The following is an 18,664-nucleotide window of genomic DNA, read 5'->3' as shown; positions in this document are numbered from 1 at the left end:
TGGGGCTTATCAGGGTTCAGGCTCTGGCAGCGCAAAAATCGTCAGGATCAGGCCGGCGTCGAAGGCGGCGCCGGTGGCTCGGTGGGCGACAGACCCAACAGCTTTTCTTTCAAACGCACAAACTCACGGTCGCCGTCGAGGGTCTTGCGGTTGCTGGACAAGGCCATCGTGGCGAGGCTGCCCTCGCCCTGCGGACGCACCCAGACCCAGACCCGACGCTCGCGGACGTAGAGCATCGCAAAGACGCCCAGAATCAACAAGGCACAGCCCAAATAAACAATGCTCTTGCCAGGGGCTCGCGCCACCTGGAACACGCTGGCCTGCACCTGGGTGAAATCCTTCAACACAAACACCATCGGCACCGGGTAGGCCTGCGCGTCGCTCAGCGACAGCACCGCCTGGGTCATGTAGGCCTGGGTTTTCTCGTCGCTCGACAGGGGCGCCAGCCCCGCCTGTTCGCGCGCCACCTGGTTGAGCTGGAACAGCACCCCGTTGAGGATGCGGATCAACACCTCGCCCGCGCGCGGGCGTTCGGCCTCGGGCACCTGGGCCTCGATGAAATCGGCCACCGCCTGCAAACCCGCGGGCGCACGCTGCCCGTCGGGCCCGCGGGCGGCCCCGGCGAACAGGTCCATGGCCCGGGCCGCCGAGGCGCGCAGTTGCTCGGCCAACTCGGGGCGCGAGGCATCGATGGCCAGCTTCACGTAGCGGCGCACCGCCTGGTCGCGCAGCGCGGGCTGGTCCAGTGCGGCCCGCAGGCGCACAAAGCCGTCGAGCCCGCCCTGGTCGTCCACCGGCAGGCGCAGGTAGCGGAAGGGGTCGCCCGGGTTGTCGCGCAGGCCCAACAGCAGGACCGGCACACCGCCGTCGCCCATGTCCACGGGCAACATGTAGTTGTGGAACTCGCGCGCCTGACCGGCCGCGTCGCGCAGCTTGTAGGTGACGCTGGGGCCGATGTTGCGCAGCTCTTTTTTGGTCTGCGTCTTGTTGGCCGCCCCCAGGCGGGATTCCAGCGAATCACGCAGATCGACTTTGCGCACATCGGCGCCCGAACCCGAGCCGCCCTGGGCGCCAGCGAAGTTCTCGACGTTGATCACGCGCAGGGCCGTGAACTCCAGGCTGACCGGGCCGCCACCTTGTTCGCGTTCCAGCGACGCGGCGCCGCCAATCACCCCCTCGACATCGAACCGACCGGCCATGCCGCTCAGGGGAATCGCCTGCAGCTTGACCCGGGAGCCGCCGTCGTCAAAGCTGGACTGGTAGATCTCGATGCCCCGGTAATTGACCGGGTGGTTCACCTCGACCCGGGCCGGCGTCTGGGCCCCCGTGACCTTGTCGTGGATCACGATCTCGCTGGCAAACAACTTGGGCATGCCGGTCGAATAGTGCTCGACGATGAACTTCTTCAGCTCCACCGCAAAGGGCAGCTCCTGCAGCAGCACACCGGCCGACTGGTTCAGGATGGCGGTGCTCGACTGGGTGCCTTCGGCCACCATCAGGTTGCCGCGGAAGGTGGGGTTGCTCACGCTCAGGCGGTGCTGTTCGGGCACATCGGCGATCAAGCCGGCCCCGGTGTAGGGGGTTTTGCCGTTGAACCAGGTCTGGGCGCGCACGATCAGGTCGCCGTCCAGCAGCCCGCCCAGGCAGACCAGCACAATGGCCGAGTGGGCCGCGATGTAGCCCAGCTTGTTGGCCGCGCCGGCCTTGGCGGCCACCATCCAGCCCGGGCCCGCCGCGGTGTCGCGCGGCTGCAAGCGCACCTTCCAGCCGCCCTGCACCAGGCCCGCGCCGAGGCGTCTGGCCACCGTTTCAGCCCCCTCGCTGAAGCCCGCTTCGGCGTGTTGGCCGAAGGATTTGAGGCTGGATTCGCGGATGTTTTCTTTGAATGTTTTGAGGTCGATCAGTATTTTGGGTGTGTTTCGCGCCACACACAGGGAGGTGCTGACCACCAAAAAGCCCAGGATCAGCAAAAACCACCACGCGCTGTAGACCGAATAAAGGCTCAAGGTCCCAAAAAGCTGGGCCCAGAAGGGCCCGAACTGGTTCACGTAATTGACCGCAGGCTGGTTTTGCTGCAACACCGTCCCGATGACCGAGGCAATGCAGATCACCGTCAGCAGCGAGATGGCAAAGCGCATCGAGGCCAGCAGATCAAGCAAGGCCTGCAGGCGGGCCGACCCCGGGGGTGGGGCCACGCGGGAGGCGGGATCAGGGGCGGTAAGGGACATGTCGCAGGGACTCTGACAAATGAAAAAGGGCGGGCCCCGCACGAGGCCCGCCCTGCTTAGGGGGTGACAAAGGGGATTGGTTCAACGAACCATGACCCTCTTTCAGTGCAGGCCGGCGATGTAGTCGGCCACGGCCTTGATTTCGCGGTCGTTGAGCTTGGCGGCCACACCGGTCATTTGCAGGCTGTTCTTGCGCACGCCGTCGCGGAACGCGGTCAGCTGGGCTGCCGTGTAGTCGGCATGTTGGCCACCCAGGCGCGGGTACTGCGAGGGAATACCCGAACCGTTGGGGCTGTGGCAGCCCGCGCAGGCGGCAATCTGGCGGTCGGCAATGCCACCGCGGTAAATGCGCTCACCCAGGGCCACCAGCTCTTTGTCCTTGGCAAAACCCGCTTTTTGCTTCTTGGACGCCAGCCAGTACGAGATGTTCTTCATGTCCTCGTCGCTGAGCCCGGCGGCCATGCCCGACATCACGGCGTTGGCGCGCTTGCCGGACTTGAATTCCTGCAGCTGCTTGACCAGGTATTCGGGGTGCTGCTGGGCCAGCTTCGGGTAGGCAGGCGAGCCCGCGTTGCCGTCGGCGCCGTGGCAGGCGGCGCAGCTGGCATAGCTGGCCTCGCCCTTGACCAAGTCAGGCTTGGCCACCTTGGGGGCCTCGGCAGGCTTGTCTGAAGCAGAGAAAGCCGGGAAAGCGGGGGCCGCCAGCAGGGCAGCGGTCAGCAGGGTGGCAAGCAACTTCATATCGAGGGGGTCAATGATGTTTAGGGGGCGCAAAACCACTCGATTCTACAATGACGCTTCAGAAATACTGCTACTTTGATGACAAACCAAAACACTCCAGCCTCAGGCCGCGCCATTCCCCCTGCTGCGCCGTCTGCTGCCAGCGCCCAAGCGGACGCCAAAACAGCGCTCGGCTGGATGCACACTGCCCGCTTTCTGACCACCGCCGCGCAGCTGCACCACCTGCCCGCGCTGGACCTGCCAGAAATCGCCTTTGTGGGTCGATCCAATGCCGGCAAATCGACCTGCATCAACACGCTGACCCAGCAAAAGCAGCTGGCCTTCGCGTCCAAGAAGCCGGGTCGCACCCAGCACATCAACCTGTTTTCGCTCGGGCGCCAGAACGTCACCGACGCGGTGCTGGCCGACCTGCCCGGCTACGGCTACGCCGCCGTGCCCAAGGAAGACAAGATCCGCTGGCAACGCGTGATGGCCAACTACCTGGTCACGCGGGAGAACCTGGCGGGCGTGGTCATGATGTGCGACCCCCGACTGGGCCTCACCGAGCTCGACGAAACCCTGCTCGAGGTGATCCGCCCCCGCGTTGAAGAAGGCCTCAAATTCCTCGTGCTGCTGACCAAGGCCGACAAGCTCACCCGCTCCGAAGGCGCCAAGGCGCTGTCGATTGCGCGACTGAACGCCGGCGGCGGTGAGGTCAAACTCTTCTCCGCACTCAAGCGCGTCGGTCTCGAGGAAACGGCCCAACTGCTGTGGCAGTGGACCCACCCGCCCCAAGCCGACGCCAGCCCGGACCGCCCAGACACCGACGCCCCCGCCGCTGTTGACCCGCAGGCCGAGCCCCCGGCCGCCGACTGAGCGCCGGAGCCGCCCCGGCGACGGGGTCTCGGGTGGGTGCACGCAGGACAAGCCCCAACCCCAGGCCGATCGAGGCCCCCAGGAGACCCCCACGCCATGGTCAACAGCTACCCACAAACCCTGCCCCACGGCATCACCCTGAGCTGCCGCAGCTGCGGCGAGCCCGGCCGGCCCGTGTTGCTTTTTGTCCATGGCTTTCCCGAAGCCGCCTTCGTCTGGGACGGGCTGATGGCGCATTTCGCCCGACCCGAAAACGGCGGCTGGCGTTGTGTGGCCCCCAACCTGCGCGGTTTTGAAAACTCAAGCAGCCCCAGCGAGGTGGCCGCCTACCGCGCCAAGCACCTGGTGCAGGACCTGGCCGCGCTGATCGCCCTCGAATCCCCCAATGCCCCGCTGGGCGCCCTGATTGCCCACGACTGGGGCGGCGCAGTGGCCTGGAACCTGGCCAACCAGCAGCCGGCCCTGATGCAGCGCCTGGTGATCCTCAACTCGCCCCATCCGGGTACTTTCTTGCGCGAGCTCCAGCACAGCCCGGCGCAACAGGCGGCCAGTGCCTACATGAACTTCCTGGTGCGTCCCGACGCCGAAGCCCTGCTGGCCGAGGACGACTTTGCGCGGCTTTGGGGCTTCTTCAAGCACTTTGGCGGTGCCAGCGCGCCCGAATGGCTGACCCCGGCCTGCCAGGCGCAGTACCGCGCCGTTTGGCGTCAGGGCCTGCGAGGTGGCTGCAACTACTACCGGGCGTCACCGTTGCGCCCGGCCGACGAAGCGCAGGTGGGGGCGCAGGGCCTCGAACTGCCCGACGCCATGCTGCGCATTGAGCGCCCCACCCTCGTGCTGTGGGGCCTGGGCGACCATGCGCTGCTGCCGGGCCTGCTCGACGGCCTTGAGCACTGGGTGCCCGATCTCACCGTGCAGCGCCACCCCGAGGCCAGCCACTGGATCGTGCACGAGGCCCCCGACTGGGTCGCGGCCCAGATCCAACCCTTTCTGGCCCGCGCTCAATAAACCGGAGGCTCGCCCGGGGGGCGGGTCTTGAAGCGCTTGTGCACCCAGTAATACTGGTCGGGCATGGTGTCGATCCAACCCTGTAGGCGCTGGTTCATCAGGGCCGTGTCAGCCTCGACATCGTCGCTGGGAAAGTCCGTCCAGGCCGGCATCACCTCCACCTGGTAGCCGGTGGGCGTGAGGCGCGACACCACGGGCACCACTTTGGCGCGCCCCAGGCGCGCGAACCGCGACAGGCTGGGCACCGTCGCCGCCAGGTGCCCGTAGAAGGGCACAAAAATCGACTCCTCAGGGCCAAAGTTCATGTCCGGCAACAGGTACAAGGCACCGCCCTGACGCAGGTTGCTGATGATGGGCTTGACCCCATGGGACCGGTTCAGCATCGTGACCTCGCCAAAGCGCGAACGACCGGCCTTCATCCAGGCATCGACCTCCGGGCTGGGCTGGGGCGTGAAGATCGAGGTGAAAACCCGGTTCACGTTCATGGACAAGGCCATCCCGCCGGCTTCTAGACCAAAGAAATGGGGCGAAAAAATGATCGTCGGCGTGTCGCCCTCAAATTCCTGCCAGGCGCCCACCAACTGGATGCGGCGCGCCAGCACCTCGCGCGGCGCATGCCAAAGCCAGCCCCGGTCCAGCCAGGACTGGGCAAAGTGCACAAAGGCCTGCCGCCCCCAGGCGCGCCGCTGGGCCGCCGTGGCCTGCGGAAAACACAGGCGCAGGTTGACCGCCACCACCCGACGGCGGGGCACCGCCAGGGCGTACAGGACCCAACCCAGCACCACGCCCAGGCCACGCACCCAACTCAGGGGCAGGACCGCCATCAGGCGCATGAACACAATTCCGACACGACTCCACATGCTCACAACTCTCCACGCGGCGGCTTGTAGCGCGCGTAACCCCAAAGGTACTGGGCCGGGCAAGCCCGGATCAACTGCTCCATCTCGGCATTGAGTTGCGCCAGGGCCGTGTCCATGTCGGCCGACAGCGGCTCGCGCATCTCGCGCACATGCACGGCCACGCCGCGCCCCCATGACAGGCGCTCGCTCCAGGCCAGCAGCACGGTGGCCCCGGTCTGCTGCACCAGGCGGGCCGCCAAGGTCATGGTGTAGGCCGGACGACCGAAGAACGGGGACCAGGCGCCCATGCCTTCGGGCGGCACCTGGTCGGGCAACAGGCCCACCGCGCGCCCTTGGCGCAGCGCCTTGATCAGCTGCCGCACCCCGGCCAGGGTGGTCGGCACCGCCTGCAGGCCCGGGCGCTCACGCACCGACGCCATGGCCCGGGCCAGCCAGGGTTGGCGGGCCGGCCGGTACAGGATGGTCATGGGCCCCTGGCGTTCGCTGTAGTCCGCGGCCAGCGCCTGCGGTGACAACTCGAAGCAGCCCATGTGGGGGGTCAAAAACACAATGCCCCGCCCCGCGTCAAAGGCCCGCTGAATGCAGCCGCCATCGTCCCAGCGAAAGGGCAGCGGCCGCCCCAGCCACAGGCGCGGCAACTCACCCACCATGCAGCCGGCGTGGCCCACTGCGGCCGCCATCTGGCCCCGGCTGCAGCCGGCCAAGGTGGCGTTCTCCACAAAACGGCGACGGTAAGTGGGCGAGACCAGGAAGGCCAGCCAGCCCAGCAGCCAACCAATGACCTGGAGCAACCCAAGGGGAAACAGGGACAAAACCCTGAGCAGGAGGAGCATGAAGTGGTTAAAATTGAAAAAGTCGCCGAGTTAACTGAGCAACTTGCAGGGCGACTTTAAAAAAAACTGCTAAAGCGTTCGCCAAAGCTCCCGAGCCTGAGGCAACGCCCCAGTAGCTGTAACGTGGAGTTTATTCAAATGGCGAACGATTTTCTTTTCACCTCCGAATCTGTTTCGGAAGGCCATCCCGACAAAGTTGCCGATCAGATCTCTGACGCAATCCTGGATGCCATCTTCAAGCAAGACCCGCTGAGCCGTGTGGCCGCCGAAACCCTGACCAACACCGGTCTGGTGGTGTTGGCGGGCGAGATCACGACCAACGCGCACGTCGACTACATCCAGGTCGCGCGCGACACCATCAAGCGCATCGGCTACGACAACACCGAATACGGCATCGACTACAAGGGTTGCGCCGTGCTGGTGGCTTACGACAAGCAGAGCAACGACATCGCGCAAGGCGTCGACCACGCGTCGGACGACCACCTGAACACCGGCGCCGGCGACCAGGGCCTGATGTTTGGCTATGCCTGCGACGAAACGCCCGAGCTGATGCCGGCCCCGATCTACTACGCGCACCGCCTGGTCGAGCGCCAGGCCCAGTTGCGCAAGGATGGCCGCCTGCCTTTCCTGCGTCCGGACGCCAAGAGCCAGGTCACCATGCGCTACGTCGACGGCAAGCCGCACAGCATCGACACCGTCGTGCTGTCGACCCAACACAGCCCCGACCAAAGCGAAACCGCCAAGAAGATGAAGGCCAGCTTCACCGAAGCCATCATCGAAGAAATCATCAAGCCGGTGCTGCCCAAGGAATGGCTGCAGGACACCAAGTACCTGATCAACCCCACCGGCCGCTTTGTGATTGGCGGCCCGCAAGGCGATTGCGGCCTGACTGGTCGCAAGATCATTGTGGACACCTACGGCGGCGCTTGCCCCCACGGCGGCGGCGCGTTCTCGGGCAAAGATCCGACGAAGGTGGACCGCTCGGCGGCCTACGCGGCCCGCTATGTGGCGAAGAACATCGTCGCGGCCGGCCTGGCCAAGCAGTGCCAGATCCAGGTTGCGTACGCGATCGGTGTGGCCCGTCCCATGAACGTGACGGTCTACACCGAAGGCACGGGCGTGATCCCGGACGAGCAGATCGCCAAGCTGGTCAACGAACACTTTGACCTGCGCCCCAAGGGCATCATCCAGATGCTGGACCTGCTGCGCCCGATCTACGAAAAGACCGCGGCCTACGGCCACTTTGGCCGCGAAGAGCCCGAGTTCAGCTGGGAAAAGACCGACAAGGCCGCGGCCTTGCGCGCCGCTGCCGGGCTGTAAGGCCTGCCGGGCTGCGCCGCGGCCCGGTCTCTCGGCGGGGGCACAGCGCAGTGCCTCCCGCCCTCGACCGATTCCCCCGACCTTGCCCCATTGCCCCATTGCCCCGCCGGCTCGCTGGCGCCGGCAGGGTTTCCGCCCCAAGCCCTCGGGGGCCTGCGTACCCCGCGTTGATGCCCTTGGGCGCCGCCCTCCCAACAGCGGCGTCGCGGGCCAGCGCAACACCACTCACTCCAAATGAGGGACCGGTCAGCTGAAATCGGTTGACCATGCGACAATCTCGGCCGTCCCAAGCACGGTCAACGCCCACCGCCCGGGTGGGCGCCACGCGCCGTTTGCTGTGGCCCCTTGTCCGCCGGCCTCCCATGCCTCCCGCCCGCCAGCCGGGATCGCCCTCCGCCGCCGCGGGCCCCAATGACCCCTTACCTGCGCCTTGTTGTGTCTGTTGTCGCCCCTTCTGCCAGCGTCAGTTCCCGTGCCCCCTTGTCGGCGGGGCGGCTGATTCTGGCCTATTGCCTGACCTGGGCCCTGGTCCATTGGTTCGCCTACCCGAACCTGGACCCGTACAACGACATGCTGGAGAACTTTGCCTGGGCCCAGACCTTTGAATGGGGCACGTTCAAGCACCCGCCGCTGTTTGTCTGGGTGGTGCAGGCCTGGTTCGCGCTGATGCCCCACAACGTGCTGGCCTACAAGCTGCTGTCGTATGTGAATGTCGCCATCGGCCTGTGGGGCGTCGCGGCACTGGCGCGCCAGATGGGCCTGGGCCGACACGCCAGCAGCGCCGTGCTGTTGCTGCTGTGGACGCTGCCTTACACCACCCTCGCGGCCAAGTTCAATGCCAACGCCGTCCTGCTGTCGGTCTGGCCCTGGACTGCGGTGGCCTGGGTGGCCAGCCTGCACCACACCGGCCGCCGGGGCCTGTGGGCCTCGGTCGCGCTGGGTGGGCTGGGGGCCTTGTGCATGCTGGGCAAGTACTACAGCGGGGTGTTCCTGCTGAGCCTGTTCCTGGCCGCTCTGTTGCGCCGGGACGCTCTGCGCTGGTTCAGCAGTCCCCGCCCCTACCTGGCGCTGCTCACCCTGTTCGTGGGCTTGGCGCCGCACGCCTGGTGGCTGTGGCAAAACGACTTTCCAACCCTGCGTTACGCGATGGACCAAGGCGCCGGCCACATGGACTGGCGATCGATCCTGCACTTTGCCATCACGCCGCTGACCTTTGGCCTCGTGGCCTGGCTCAGCACCCTGGGGGTGTTCGCCTGGCAGGCCACCGACAGCACGGCCGAGCGACCGCTGTGGGGCCGCCTGGGCCGGGCCGTGGGCCAGTTGCCCCGACTGGCGCTGCACAGTTGGCGGCCGCAACGCTGGGACGACACCTTGTTCTGGCTCGCCATGCTGCCGGGCGGCCTGACCCTGCTCGCCGGCGTGGCGGAAATGGCCGAGCTGTCCAGCCCGTGGGCGATTCCGACCATCTTTGCGCTGCCGCTGCTGTGGCTGCGCAACCTGGGCCGGGTCACCACCCCGACCCGGATCACCCCGGCCCCCAGCCTGGCGCCATCGCCGGTGACCCTGCGCAGCTTGGACGCCCTGAACAGCGCCGCCTGGCCGGTGCTGATCGGCGTGGTGCTGGTCGGTGTGGTGCTGACCGTCCAACAGGCGCGGCAAGGCCGACGCAGTTACTACGAGGCCACCGAACCCGCCGCAGAACTGATGGCGGCCGGCTGGCAGCAACGCCACCCCGACATCCCCCTGGGTTGGACCGGGGGCGAGTGGGCGGAGAACGCCATGATCGCCTTCTACGTGTCCGACCGCGTGCGCGCCTTGCCGGGCCGCCCGGACGAATGGCCCACCACCCTGGCCCCGCACCCCAACTGGGTGCGGGAAGGCGGCCTGCTGATCTGCCCACGCGGCCCCCTGCCAGAACTGAAGCGCCACAAGACCACGGCCTGTGAGCTGGAGGCCGAGGCCTGGCTGGAGCAATCGGGCCTGCCGGTGCAGCCGCACTGGGTGACGGCGGCGCGCACAGGCTGGCGTTTCCCGCAGCCGATGCAGTTTGCCTGGGTGGTCTACGACGTGCTGCCGGGCACCGCCACCGCCAAGGGCGGCGATTTCTCGCCACGCGGCAAACACATCAAGGGCTGACCCGCGCGCAAGCGCTGGCCGGGCACCACGCCCTCGCAGAGCGAAAAGCCCGGCGGCGCAAACACGATGATGGTCGAGCCGTGCTGGAACCAGCCCAGCTCCTGCCCCTTGGCAAACGGCACGTCGCAAGGCAGCTCATGCGGCCCCGGGTAACGCCCGTGCAGGAGCAGGTTCAGCGCGTGCAGGCGCAGGCTGGCCACCAGGATCGCGGCCACCGGCACCAGCGCAATCGGGTGCCCGCCCACGCTCAGACGGGCATGCAGTGCGGCCCGCTCGTTGCGGCAAAACAGGGCCTGCACCCGCTTCAAGGCGATCGGGTTGACGTTCCAGGTGTCGCCCTGCAAGTGGGTCACATGCCGCAGGCGGCCGTCGTGCGGCGCATGAAAGCGGTGGTACATGGCGGAGGTGAGGCGCAGCGTCACATAGCAGCCGTCACGGAACGGGGCAGCGCGCTCGGCACTGCCAAACAAGTCTTCGACCCGGTACGGGAAGCCCTTGGCCTGGAACACCTCCAGGCCAAGGGCGCTGCCACAGGCCCCGACGATGCCGTCGCAGGGGCTGGCCAGCACAGCGGGGTCGGGGTCAAAGGGCCGGGCCCCGGGGCGCAACTCGCGCGTGAAACAGTCGTGCAGGCTGTCGAAACGCGTTTTCCGGGCGTCGCTGAGGTCCAACTCGGTGAACAAACGCCAAACCCCAATCGAGGCCGCGCTCACCCAGGGGTGGCGCAGCTGGCTGAACCAGCCCATGAAGCGGGTCAGGGCCAGGCGTGGCACCCGGTTGGTGAGCAGGAAATTGAGGTCCTCCTGTTGCAGCAGGCGATCGCGCAGGCGGCGGAAAAATCGGGGTTTCATCAAGGTGTCAATCGAGCAAGTTACAGATGAGCTTTCCATTCACCAGACACCTCATCACATGGACGAAACACTGGCTCTCTGGACTTTGGGAGGCGCGGCGCTGGCAGCAGCCATGCCCCGCTTGATGCGCCGCCTGGCGCTGTCGCGTGCCAAGCACCCGTCGCTGGCCGGCCACTCGCGCATGGCCAAGCGCGTGGCCTCGTGGCTGCCGGGTTACGCCTATGACGAGGCGCGCTTCTTTGCCGCCGATGGCGCCCCCCCCGAGGTGGCCGAGCGCCGCCGCCAGGCCCTGTTGCGGTTGGGCCAACAACTGGTGCAGCGCTGCCCCAAGACGCTGGCCCTGACAGCCCAGGCGCGCGAGGGCCTGCCCGACCTGCAGTTCACGGGCGCCTACCGGGTGCCATTTCAGTTCAGCCCCCTGTTGCGCCAGCACCTGCAGGTGGGGGCCTTCCTTGAGGCGGCCGACGGCGTCTGCGTCAGCGACCTCGACGGCAACCGCTACTTCGACCTGACCGGCTCCTACGGCGTGAATGTGTTCGGGGTCGATGTGTACCGCGAGTGCATCGCGCGGGGCGCCGCCCATGTGCAAGCGCTGGGGCCGGTGCTGGGCGGCCTGCACCCCTGCGTGGCCTCGAACGTGCAGCGCCTGCAGCGGCTGTCGGGCTTGGACCAGGTGTCCTTCCACATGTCGGGCACCGAGGCCGTCATGCAGGCCGTGCGCCTGGCCCGCTACCACACCGGCAAACGCCACCTGGTGCGCTTTTGCGGCGCCTACCACGGCTGGTGGGAGGACGTGCAGCCGGGGCCGGGCAACCCCCTGCCCCCGCGCGAGACCTACACCCTGCGCGACCTGCACGAGAACAGCCTGCAGGTGCTGCGCACCCGCCGCGACATCGCCTGCGTGCTGATCAACCCGCTGCAGGCGCTGCACCCGAACCGCAACGCCCCCGGCGACTCGACCCTGGTCGACAGCTCGCGCCAGGCCGGCTTTGACCGCGCGGCCTACACCGCCTGGTTGCAACAGGTGCGCGAGGTCTGCACCGAGCGCGGCATCGTGTTGATCTTTGACGAGGTGTTCGTGGGCTTTCGCCTGGGCCCCGAGGGCGCGCAGTCGTACTTTGGCGTCAAGGCCGACCTGGTGACCTACGGCAAGACCCTGGGGGGCGGCTTGCCGGTGGGTGTGGTGTGCGGCCGCCGCGAGTTGATGAAGCGTTACCGCGAAGACCGCCCCGCTGACCTGTGCTTTGCGCGCGGCACCTTCAACTCCCACCCCTATGTGATGGGCGCCATGCAGGCCTTCCTCGACTACCTCGAAACCCCCGAGGCCCAGCTCATGTACCTGGACCTGGACCAGCGCCAGAACCTGCGGGCGGCCCGGCTCAACCAGCAACTGGCCAGCGCCGGGCTGCCGGTGCGGGTGGCCAACCTGTCCAGCATCTGGACCGTCAACTACACCCAACCGTCGCGCTACAACTGGATGCTGCAGTTCTACCTGCGCGAACAAGGCCTGGCCCTGAGCTGGGTCGGGACCGGGCGCCTGATCTTCAGCCTGAACTACACCGAAGCGGATTTCGAGGAGGTGTGCCAGCGCTTTGTCGCCGCGGCCCAGGCCATGGCCGCCGACGGCTGGTGGTGGCAGGACGAGCGATTGAGCAACCGCTCGATCAAACGCAGCATCCTGCGCGAGATGCTGGCCCACCGGGGCTGATCCCCGTCAGGGCTTGCGGGCGTGGACCATCGGGTCCACCCACTCGCCGCGCAACAGGTGCAGCGGGGCCTTGTGGTAGAGCCACACATCATGGAAGGGGTCGGTCAGGATCTTGCACATCCAGACCAGGCCCGTCTGCACCCCTTGCAGGAAGAACAGGTGCACGGTGCGGAACAGCAAGCCCCCGACGCCCACCACCAGCCAGGCCCAGCCCACCTGGTGCCAGAACGCGGACATCGAGTCCGCGGGGGTCACCCAACCGAACAGGTCCGGGCTGAACCACAGCAGCACCGGGGCGGCCACCCACAGCGCCATCAGCACCACCTTGCGGCGCAGGTTGTAGCCCACCTTGATGGCTTCCTTGTGTTCGTGCGTGGCCTGGTTGACTTCGTCGTAGCCCCGGGGCTCGAAGAAGAAATGGCCTGATTGGCGCGCCACCATCGACACGCCCCAGGCCAGCAAGGCGGCGCTGGGCGGATCGATGAACAACAGGCCATACGCCACCAGAAAACTCAGCGCACTGATGAGGTGCAGGGTCTGGTTGATGCGGCTGTGGTGGTAGTAGCGGTGGTCGTCCCACCGCTGGGTTCTCAGGGCACTCAGGAAATCGTTCACCTTCACTCCTTGCAACAGGACAAGCCGGGCAAGCCGGCACACAGGGGGAACGCCCCGACTCGGCGGGTGCGTGACCAAATGGTGACCCGCCAATGTGAAAAACCAGTGACGCTCACTGTCACGCCACCGTTGCAATCGGCGACCACCATGGTCGGCATGACAGGCCTTCAAGCTCCCCCCATCGTGGTCGATGACTTCCCGGTGCAGCGCCGCTCGCTGCGGGTGGCGGTGGTCACCGAAACCTACCCACCCGAAGTCAACGGCGTGGCCCGCACCATCGCCTGCGTGGTGGAGGGGCTGCGTGAACGCCAGCACGAGGTGCAGCTGATCCGGCCCCAGCAAACCGCGGCCGAGCCGCGTGGTGAACAGGCCAGCGACGACCTGCGCTTCCATGAGGTGCTGATGCGCGGCCTGCCGATCCCGCGCTACCCGCACCTGCGCATGGGCCTGACCTCCAAGAAGAACCTGCTCAGCCTCTGGGCGCGGCGCCGGCCCGACGTGGTGCACATCGCCACCGAGGGGCCGATGGGCTGGTCGGCCCTGCAAGCCGCGGTGCAGCTCAAGCTGCCGGTGTGCTCGGACTTCCGCACCAATTTCCACGCCTACAGCAAGCACTACGGCATGGGCTGGCTGCACAAGCCCATCATGGCCTACCTGCGCAAATTCCATAACCTGACCCAGTGCACCATGACCCCCGACCCCGGCCTGCGCGATCAGCTCAGTGCCTGCGGTTTTCGCAACGTGGTGCTGGTGTCACGCGGGGTCGACACCCAGCTGTTCGATCCCGCCAAACGCAGCGAGGCCCTGCGCCAGTCCTGGGGCCTGGGGCCGAACGACCTGGCGGTGCTGCACGTGGGCCGGCTCGCGCCCGAGAAGAACCTGGGGGCCCTGCTCACGGCTTTTGAGGCCCTGCGCCAGCGCCAGCCGCGGGCTCGCCTGGTGATGGTGGGCGACGGGCCCTCACGCAAGGACCTCCAGGCCCGCTGCCCCGAGGCCATCCTGGCCGGCATGCAGCATGGCGAGGCACTGGCCCAGCACTACGCGAGCGGTGACCTGTTCATCTTCCCCAGCCAGACCGAGACCTTTGGCAACGTCACGCTCGAAGCGCTGGCCAGTGGCCTGCCGGTGCTGGCCTACAACTACGCGGCCGCCGCCCAATGGGTGCAAGACGGCTACAACGGTGGGCTCGCCCCGCTGGGCGACTTGCCCCTGCTGGTGGCCGGGGCCGTGCGCCTGACCCACGACCCCGCCGCCTTGCACGCGATGCGCCAGGCCGCGCGCGACACCGCACTGCGCGCCAGCTGGGGTCAGGTGATCGACGCCATCGAGGGCATCTACCAGGGTCTGGACCCCCACCTCGCCCCCAGCCCAGGCCGGGCCGCACCGCAGCGCCCGGCCGTGCTGGCCCCCTGAGGAGCCAGCTCGCTCACCGCCCCCGCGTTGAACGCGCTGAACAGGCTCAGTGCGTCGCGCTGAGGCGCCGCGAGCGCTGCCACAGCAGCGCCATGCACAGCGCAATGGTCAGCCCAAAGCCTGCCATCAAAGGCAGCACCGGCAGCTCCCAGGCCAGCAACCCCGCATAGGCCGCCAGCATCACCAAGATGCTCAGGTTCTCGTTGTAGCCCTGCACGGCAATCGAGCGCCCCGCCGTCAGCAAGGTGTGTCCACGGTGCTGCAGCAAGGCGTTCATGGGCACCACCAACAGCCCCCCCACCGCCCCGACCACGGCCAGCAAGGCCAGCGCCACCAGGAAGTGGTCGGTGCAGGCGATCAAGGCAATCAAACCACCCAGCAGCACCCCCAGCGGCAGCACCCGCCGCGCCTGGTGCAGGCCAATGCGGTGTCCCGCCAGCCCCGCGCCCACCACCACGCCCACGGCCACCACGGCCTGCAAGTAGGCCGCCTGGTTCAAGGGCAGGGTCAGGGCCTCCTGGGCCCAGCGCAGCACCGCGAACTGCAGCGTCGCGCCCACCCCCCAGAACAAGGTGGTCACGGCCAGCGACAAGCCGCCATCGGGGTCGCGCCACAGCAAGCGGTTGCTGTGCACAAAGTCGCGCCACAAGGCGACGGGGTGGATGGACCGCTGCGCGTAGCGCGCCCCGCTGTCGGGCACGCCCGATTGCAGCGCCGCCGCCAAGCCGTACACGCCCCACAGCAAGACCAAGGACGGCGTGAACGCCGAGTCCAGCGGCAGCCCGGCGTCGCGCAGGCCCTGCCGCAGGGCCTGCACCGCGGTCGCCTCGCACCACCAGGCACTGAGCAAGCCACCGCCGCCCACCGCCCCCAGCAAGGCGGCGCCCACCATCGAGATCTCGATCCAACTGTTGGCCACCACCAGCTTGGGGCCCGGGACCAACTCGGTCACCAGGCCGTACTTGGCCGGCGCATAGCCCGCGGCACCCAGCCCCACGACGGCAAAAGCGAGCAAGGGGTGCACCCCGGCGAGCAGGCCTATCACGCCCAGCAACTTGAGCGCGTTCATCCAGGCCATGAGCCGGGCCTTGGGCATGGCGTCGGCCAAGGGGCCCGCCACCGGTGCCAGCAGCACATAGGAGAGCGTGAAAGCGAACTTCAGCAGCGGCGCCCACCAGGCCGGCCAGCCCTGCTCCTGCAACAGCGCCATGGTGACCAGCAGCAAGGCGTTGTCGGCCCAGGACGATGTGAACTGGGCGGCCATCAAAAGCGAAAAACCAGCGGGCATGGGCAAGCGGGGCGGGGCCAAAAGCGAACGAGGCTCCATTGGGAGCCTCGTCCGTGTCGGCCTCATGACCAGCGCCCGCCGACATGGCCTCGGTCAGGCGGTTTTGGCGCTGGGGGCGGCGCCCGCAGCGCTCAGCGGTCCAGCGCCGGGCGCTTGGGGTTGAACTGCCAACCCGGGATCAGGTACTGCATGGCCATGGCATCGTCGCGCGAGCCCAGGCCGTGCTGCAGGTAGAGCTGATGGGCTTTTTCCACTTCAACCATGTCCAGGTCAACACCCAGGCCCGGCTTCTGGGGCACTTGCACATGGCCGTTGACGATTTGCAGCGGTTCCTTCGTGAGGCGCTGGCCGTCCTGCCAGATCCAGTGGGTGTCGATGGCCGTGACCTGACCCGGGGCGGCGGCCCCCACATGGGTGAACATGGCCAGCGACACGTCAAAGTGGTTGTTCGAATGCGAGCCCCAGGTCAGGCCCCAGTCGCGGCAGGTTTGCGCCACGCGCACCGAGCCGGCCATGGTCCAGAAATGCGGGTCGGCCAGCGGGATGTCGACCGATTGCAGCGCCAGCGCGTGGCTCATCTGGCGCCAGTCGGTGGCGATCATGTTGGTCGCGGTGGGCAGGCCGGTGGCCCGGCGGAACTCGGCCATCACCTCGCGGCCCGAGAAGCCTTCTTCGGCGCCGCAGGGGTCTTCGGCATAGGCCACCACGCCGCGTAGGTCGCGCATCAGGCGCACGGCATCCTTCAGCAGCCAACCGCCATTCGGGTCGAGCGTGACGCGCGCTTGCGGGAAGCGTTCGTGCAGGGCCCGCACCGCCTCGATCTCGGCCTCACCGCGCAACACGCCGCCCTTGAGCTTGAAGTCGTTGAAGCCATAGCGCTCACGGGCGGCCTCGGCCAGGCGCACGATGGCCTCGGGGGTCATGGCAGCCTCGTGGCGCACGCGCGACCAGGCGTTGTCTGCGTCGGGCTCGCTGGCGTAGGGCAAGTCGGTCTTGCGGCGGTCACCCACGTAGAACAGGTAGCCCAGCATCTCCACCGACGTCCGCTGCTGGCCCTCGCCCAGCAAGGCCGCCACCGGCACCTCGAGGAACTGCCCCAGCAAGTCGAGCAAGGCCGACTCGATGGCCGTGACCGCGTGGATGGTGGTGCGCAGGTCAAAGGTCTGCAGGCCGCGACCGCCGCTGTCGCGGTCGGCGAACTGCTGTTGTACCTGCTGCAGGATGCGCTGCTGCGAGCCCAGGGGCTGGCCCACCACCAGGGGACGCGCGTCCTCCAGGGTTTGGCGGATTTTCTCGCCGCCCGGCACCTCGCCCACCCCGGTGCGGCCCGAACTGTCGGTCAGCAACAGCAGGTTGCGCGTGAAAAACGGGCCGTGTGCGCCGCTCAGGTTGAGCAGCATGCTGTCGCGGCCGGCAACGGGAATCACGCGAAGTTCGGTGATGACAGGGGTGGAGTGCGCCATGAAAGTCTCGTCAATGGGGTCTTGAAAGCGCAAATGGTAGCGCTACCAAATGACCCCGTCAAGGCAGAGCCAGGCGATCCGTCCCCATGGGGTCGCCTCAGGTGCTGCTGCGTTCGATCAAGGAAAAGCCCAGGTCCACCACGCGCTCGGCAATGGCCCGCCCCTCGGCGCGGTCGACCACCCACTGCGCCGCCTGGCGGCCCATGGCCTGGCCGTCGATGCGCACCGAGCTCAGCGCGGGGTTGAGGTCGGCGGCAAAGTCCTGGTCACCAAAGCCGACCACCGCCAAGGCCTGCGGCACCGACAGGCCGCGCGCCTGCGCCTCGGTCAGCACGCCCAGCGCCAGCAGGTCCGAGCTGCAGAACACGGCCTCGACGGGCGGGCCCTCCGCGCACCATTGGGCCAGGGCCCGGCGTCCGCTTTGCAAGGTGGTGGGGGCCGGCACGCGGATCACCCGGACCTGTGGCAAACCGAGCTCGGCCGCGGCCCGGCAGAAGGCCTGCTCGCGGCGTTGCGAGCGCTCGTCATCGCCCGCCACCACGGCCAACTGGCGACGGCCCCGTGCGGCCAGGAAGCGGGCCACGGCGCGCCCCACCTCGGCGTGTGAAAAACCCACCAGCAGGTCCAGAGGATCGGGGCTCAGGTCCCAGGTTTCCACCACCGGGATGCCACAGGCCAACAAGCGACGGCGCCCCTCGGGCGAACGCATCACCCCCGTCAGCACGATGCCGTCCGGGCGGCGCCCGATGATGGCGTCGAGCAAGGCGTCCTCGCGCGAATCGACATAGCCGCTCTGCCCCAGCATGAGCTGGTAGCCCTGCCCCGCCAGGGCCTCGGTCAGCGCTTGCAACATGGGGCCAAACACCGGCCCGGACAGCGTGGGCACCACGGCCGCCACCAAGCGGCTGCGCGCCGACGCCAACGCGCCCGCCTGGTGGTTGCGCACATAGCCCAGGGCCGCAACGGCCTCGGCCACGCGCTGCCGCACCTCGGGGGACACCTGGTCGGGGGTGTTCAGGGCGCGCGACGCCGTGATGGGGGCCACCGCGGCCAACCGGGCCACATCGTGAAGCGTGACCGCCCCACTGCCACGGCGACTGCGTTTGGGCGTGGGAAGGGCTGTCGAATCGGTGGGCTTGACCATGGAGGGATTCTAGGAGGGCCACAGCCGACCGGCGAATGCACCAAATCAAGGCTCAATGCACCACAAGCAAGCCAACAGACCCCAAATCAGGCACCAAAACAGATCACATCCGCGATCGCCCAGCCAAATTGCACTACCCTGGGGCAGCCGCCGGCCCGATGGCGCCTCACCGGCACGAAACCTGCTGCGTTGGCTTCCCTT

The 18,664-nt window shown here is 67.7% G+C and carries 15 protein-coding genes; 6 read left to right on the top strand and 9 right to left on the bottom strand.

All coding sequences use genetic code 11. The features are described from left to right. Window positions 1-47: 47 nt before the first annotated feature. Both PSQ40_RS11295 and PSQ40_RS11290 read right to left on the bottom strand, forming a co-directional pair. Window positions 48-2,228, bottom strand: a complete 2,181-nt coding sequence (locus PSQ40_RS11295) for a cytochrome c biogenesis protein ResB (protein ID WP_273951558.1) — start codon at window positions 2,226-2,228, stop codon at window positions 48-50. A gap of 102 nt (window positions 2,229-2,330) precedes the next feature. Next, window positions 2,331-2,969, bottom strand: coding sequence for a c-type cytochrome (locus tag PSQ40_RS11290; protein ID WP_273951557.1), 639 nt, complete (start codon window positions 2,967-2,969; stop codon window positions 2,331-2,333). A gap of 78 nt (window positions 2,970-3,047) precedes the next feature. Here PSQ40_RS11290 and yihA point away from each other — a divergent pair, with 78 nt between their 5' ends. After that, window positions 3,048-3,824, top strand: a complete 777-nt coding sequence (yihA, locus tag PSQ40_RS11285; protein ID WP_273951556.1) for a ribosome biogenesis GTP-binding protein YihA/YsxC — start codon at window positions 3,048-3,050, stop codon at window positions 3,822-3,824. Between the two features lie 96 nt (window positions 3,825-3,920). After that, window positions 3,921-4,832 carry an alpha/beta fold hydrolase gene (locus PSQ40_RS11280; protein ID WP_273951555.1) on the top strand — a complete coding sequence of 304 codons (912 nt, stop codon included), beginning with the start codon at window positions 3,921-3,923 and terminating at the stop codon, window positions 4,830-4,832. Here PSQ40_RS11280 and PSQ40_RS11275 read toward each other — a convergent pair. Continuing rightward, window positions 4,826-5,692 carry an LpxL/LpxP family acyltransferase gene (locus tag PSQ40_RS11275; protein WP_273951554.1) on the bottom strand — a complete coding sequence of 289 codons (867 nt, stop codon included), beginning with the start codon at window positions 5,690-5,692 and terminating at the stop codon, window positions 4,826-4,828. The genes PSQ40_RS11280 and PSQ40_RS11275 overlap by 7 nt on opposite strands. A 2-nt stretch (window positions 5,693-5,694) precedes the next feature. Continuing rightward, complete coding sequence (locus tag PSQ40_RS11270) at window positions 5,695-6,525, bottom strand: lysophospholipid acyltransferase family protein (protein ID WP_273951553.1); 831 nt, start codon at window positions 6,523-6,525, stop codon at window positions 5,695-5,697. Window positions 6,526-6,663: 138 nt separating this feature from the next. Between PSQ40_RS11270 and metK the strand changes: the two genes are divergently transcribed. Continuing rightward, window positions 6,664-7,845: a methionine adenosyltransferase gene (metK, locus tag PSQ40_RS11265; RefSeq protein ID WP_273951552.1), complete on the top strand. Its 1,182-nt coding sequence runs from the start codon at window positions 6,664-6,666 to the stop codon at window positions 7,843-7,845. A gap of 435 nt (window positions 7,846-8,280) precedes the next feature. After that, window positions 8,281-9,981, top strand: coding sequence for a glycosyltransferase family 39 protein (locus PSQ40_RS11260; RefSeq protein WP_273951549.1), 1,701 nt, complete (start codon window positions 8,281-8,283; stop codon window positions 9,979-9,981). On the opposite strand, the gene asd is transcribed toward PSQ40_RS11260, so the two are convergent. Further along, complete coding sequence (asd, locus tag PSQ40_RS11255) at window positions 9,906-10,832, bottom strand: archaetidylserine decarboxylase (protein WP_273951548.1); 927 nt, start codon at window positions 10,830-10,832, stop codon at window positions 9,906-9,908. The genes PSQ40_RS11260 and asd overlap by 76 nt on opposite strands. Window positions 10,833-10,944: 112 nt before the next feature. Here asd and PSQ40_RS11250 point away from each other — a divergent pair, with 112 nt between their 5' ends. After that, window positions 10,945-12,540 (top strand): aminotransferase class III-fold pyridoxal phosphate-dependent enzyme, encoded by a 1,596-nt coding sequence (locus PSQ40_RS11250; protein ID WP_273951547.1) that lies wholly within the window; start codon window positions 10,945-10,947, stop codon window positions 12,538-12,540. Between the two features lie 6 nt (window positions 12,541-12,546). On the opposite strand, the gene PSQ40_RS11245 is transcribed toward PSQ40_RS11250, so the two are convergent. After that, on the bottom strand, window positions 12,547-13,155 hold the full coding sequence (locus PSQ40_RS11245; protein ID WP_273951546.1) for a hypothetical protein: 609 nt from the start codon (window positions 13,153-13,155) through the stop codon (window positions 12,547-12,549). 156 nt (window positions 13,156-13,311) lie between these two features. On the opposite strand from PSQ40_RS11245, the gene PSQ40_RS11240 reads away from it, so the two are divergent. Then, a complete protein-coding gene (locus PSQ40_RS11240) occupies window positions 13,312-14,568 on the top strand; it encodes a glycosyltransferase family 4 protein (protein WP_273951545.1) in 1,257 nt (418 codons plus the stop codon). A gap of 46 nt (window positions 14,569-14,614) precedes the next feature. On the opposite strand, the gene lplT is transcribed toward PSQ40_RS11240, so the two are convergent. From lplT to PSQ40_RS11225, 3 genes are all read right to left on the bottom strand, one after another. After that, entirely contained in the window at window positions 14,615-15,856 is a 1,242-nt protein-coding gene (gene lplT, locus PSQ40_RS11235) for a lysophospholipid transporter LplT (RefSeq protein WP_273951544.1), read from the bottom strand. A gap of 131 nt (window positions 15,857-15,987) precedes the next feature. Then, on the bottom strand, window positions 15,988-17,319 hold the full coding sequence (gudD, locus tag PSQ40_RS11230; protein WP_273951543.1) for a glucarate dehydratase: 1,332 nt from the start codon (window positions 17,317-17,319) through the stop codon (window positions 15,988-15,990). A gap of 97 nt (window positions 17,320-17,416) precedes the next feature. After that, window positions 17,417-18,463 carry a LacI family DNA-binding transcriptional regulator gene (locus PSQ40_RS11225; RefSeq protein WP_273951542.1) on the bottom strand — a complete coding sequence of 349 codons (1,047 nt, stop codon included), beginning with the start codon at window positions 18,461-18,463 and terminating at the stop codon, window positions 17,417-17,419. Window positions 18,464-18,664 lie beyond the last annotated feature (201 nt).

Origin of the sequence: Curvibacter cyanobacteriorum (assembly GCF_028649475.1) — a bacterium.
Taxonomy (GTDB): domain Bacteria; phylum Pseudomonadota; class Gammaproteobacteria; order Burkholderiales; family Burkholderiaceae_C; genus Curvibacter; species Curvibacter cyanobacteriorum.
The sequence above is the reverse complement of the archived record's forward strand: the minus strand, read 5'-3'. Positions and strand labels throughout refer to the sequence as shown.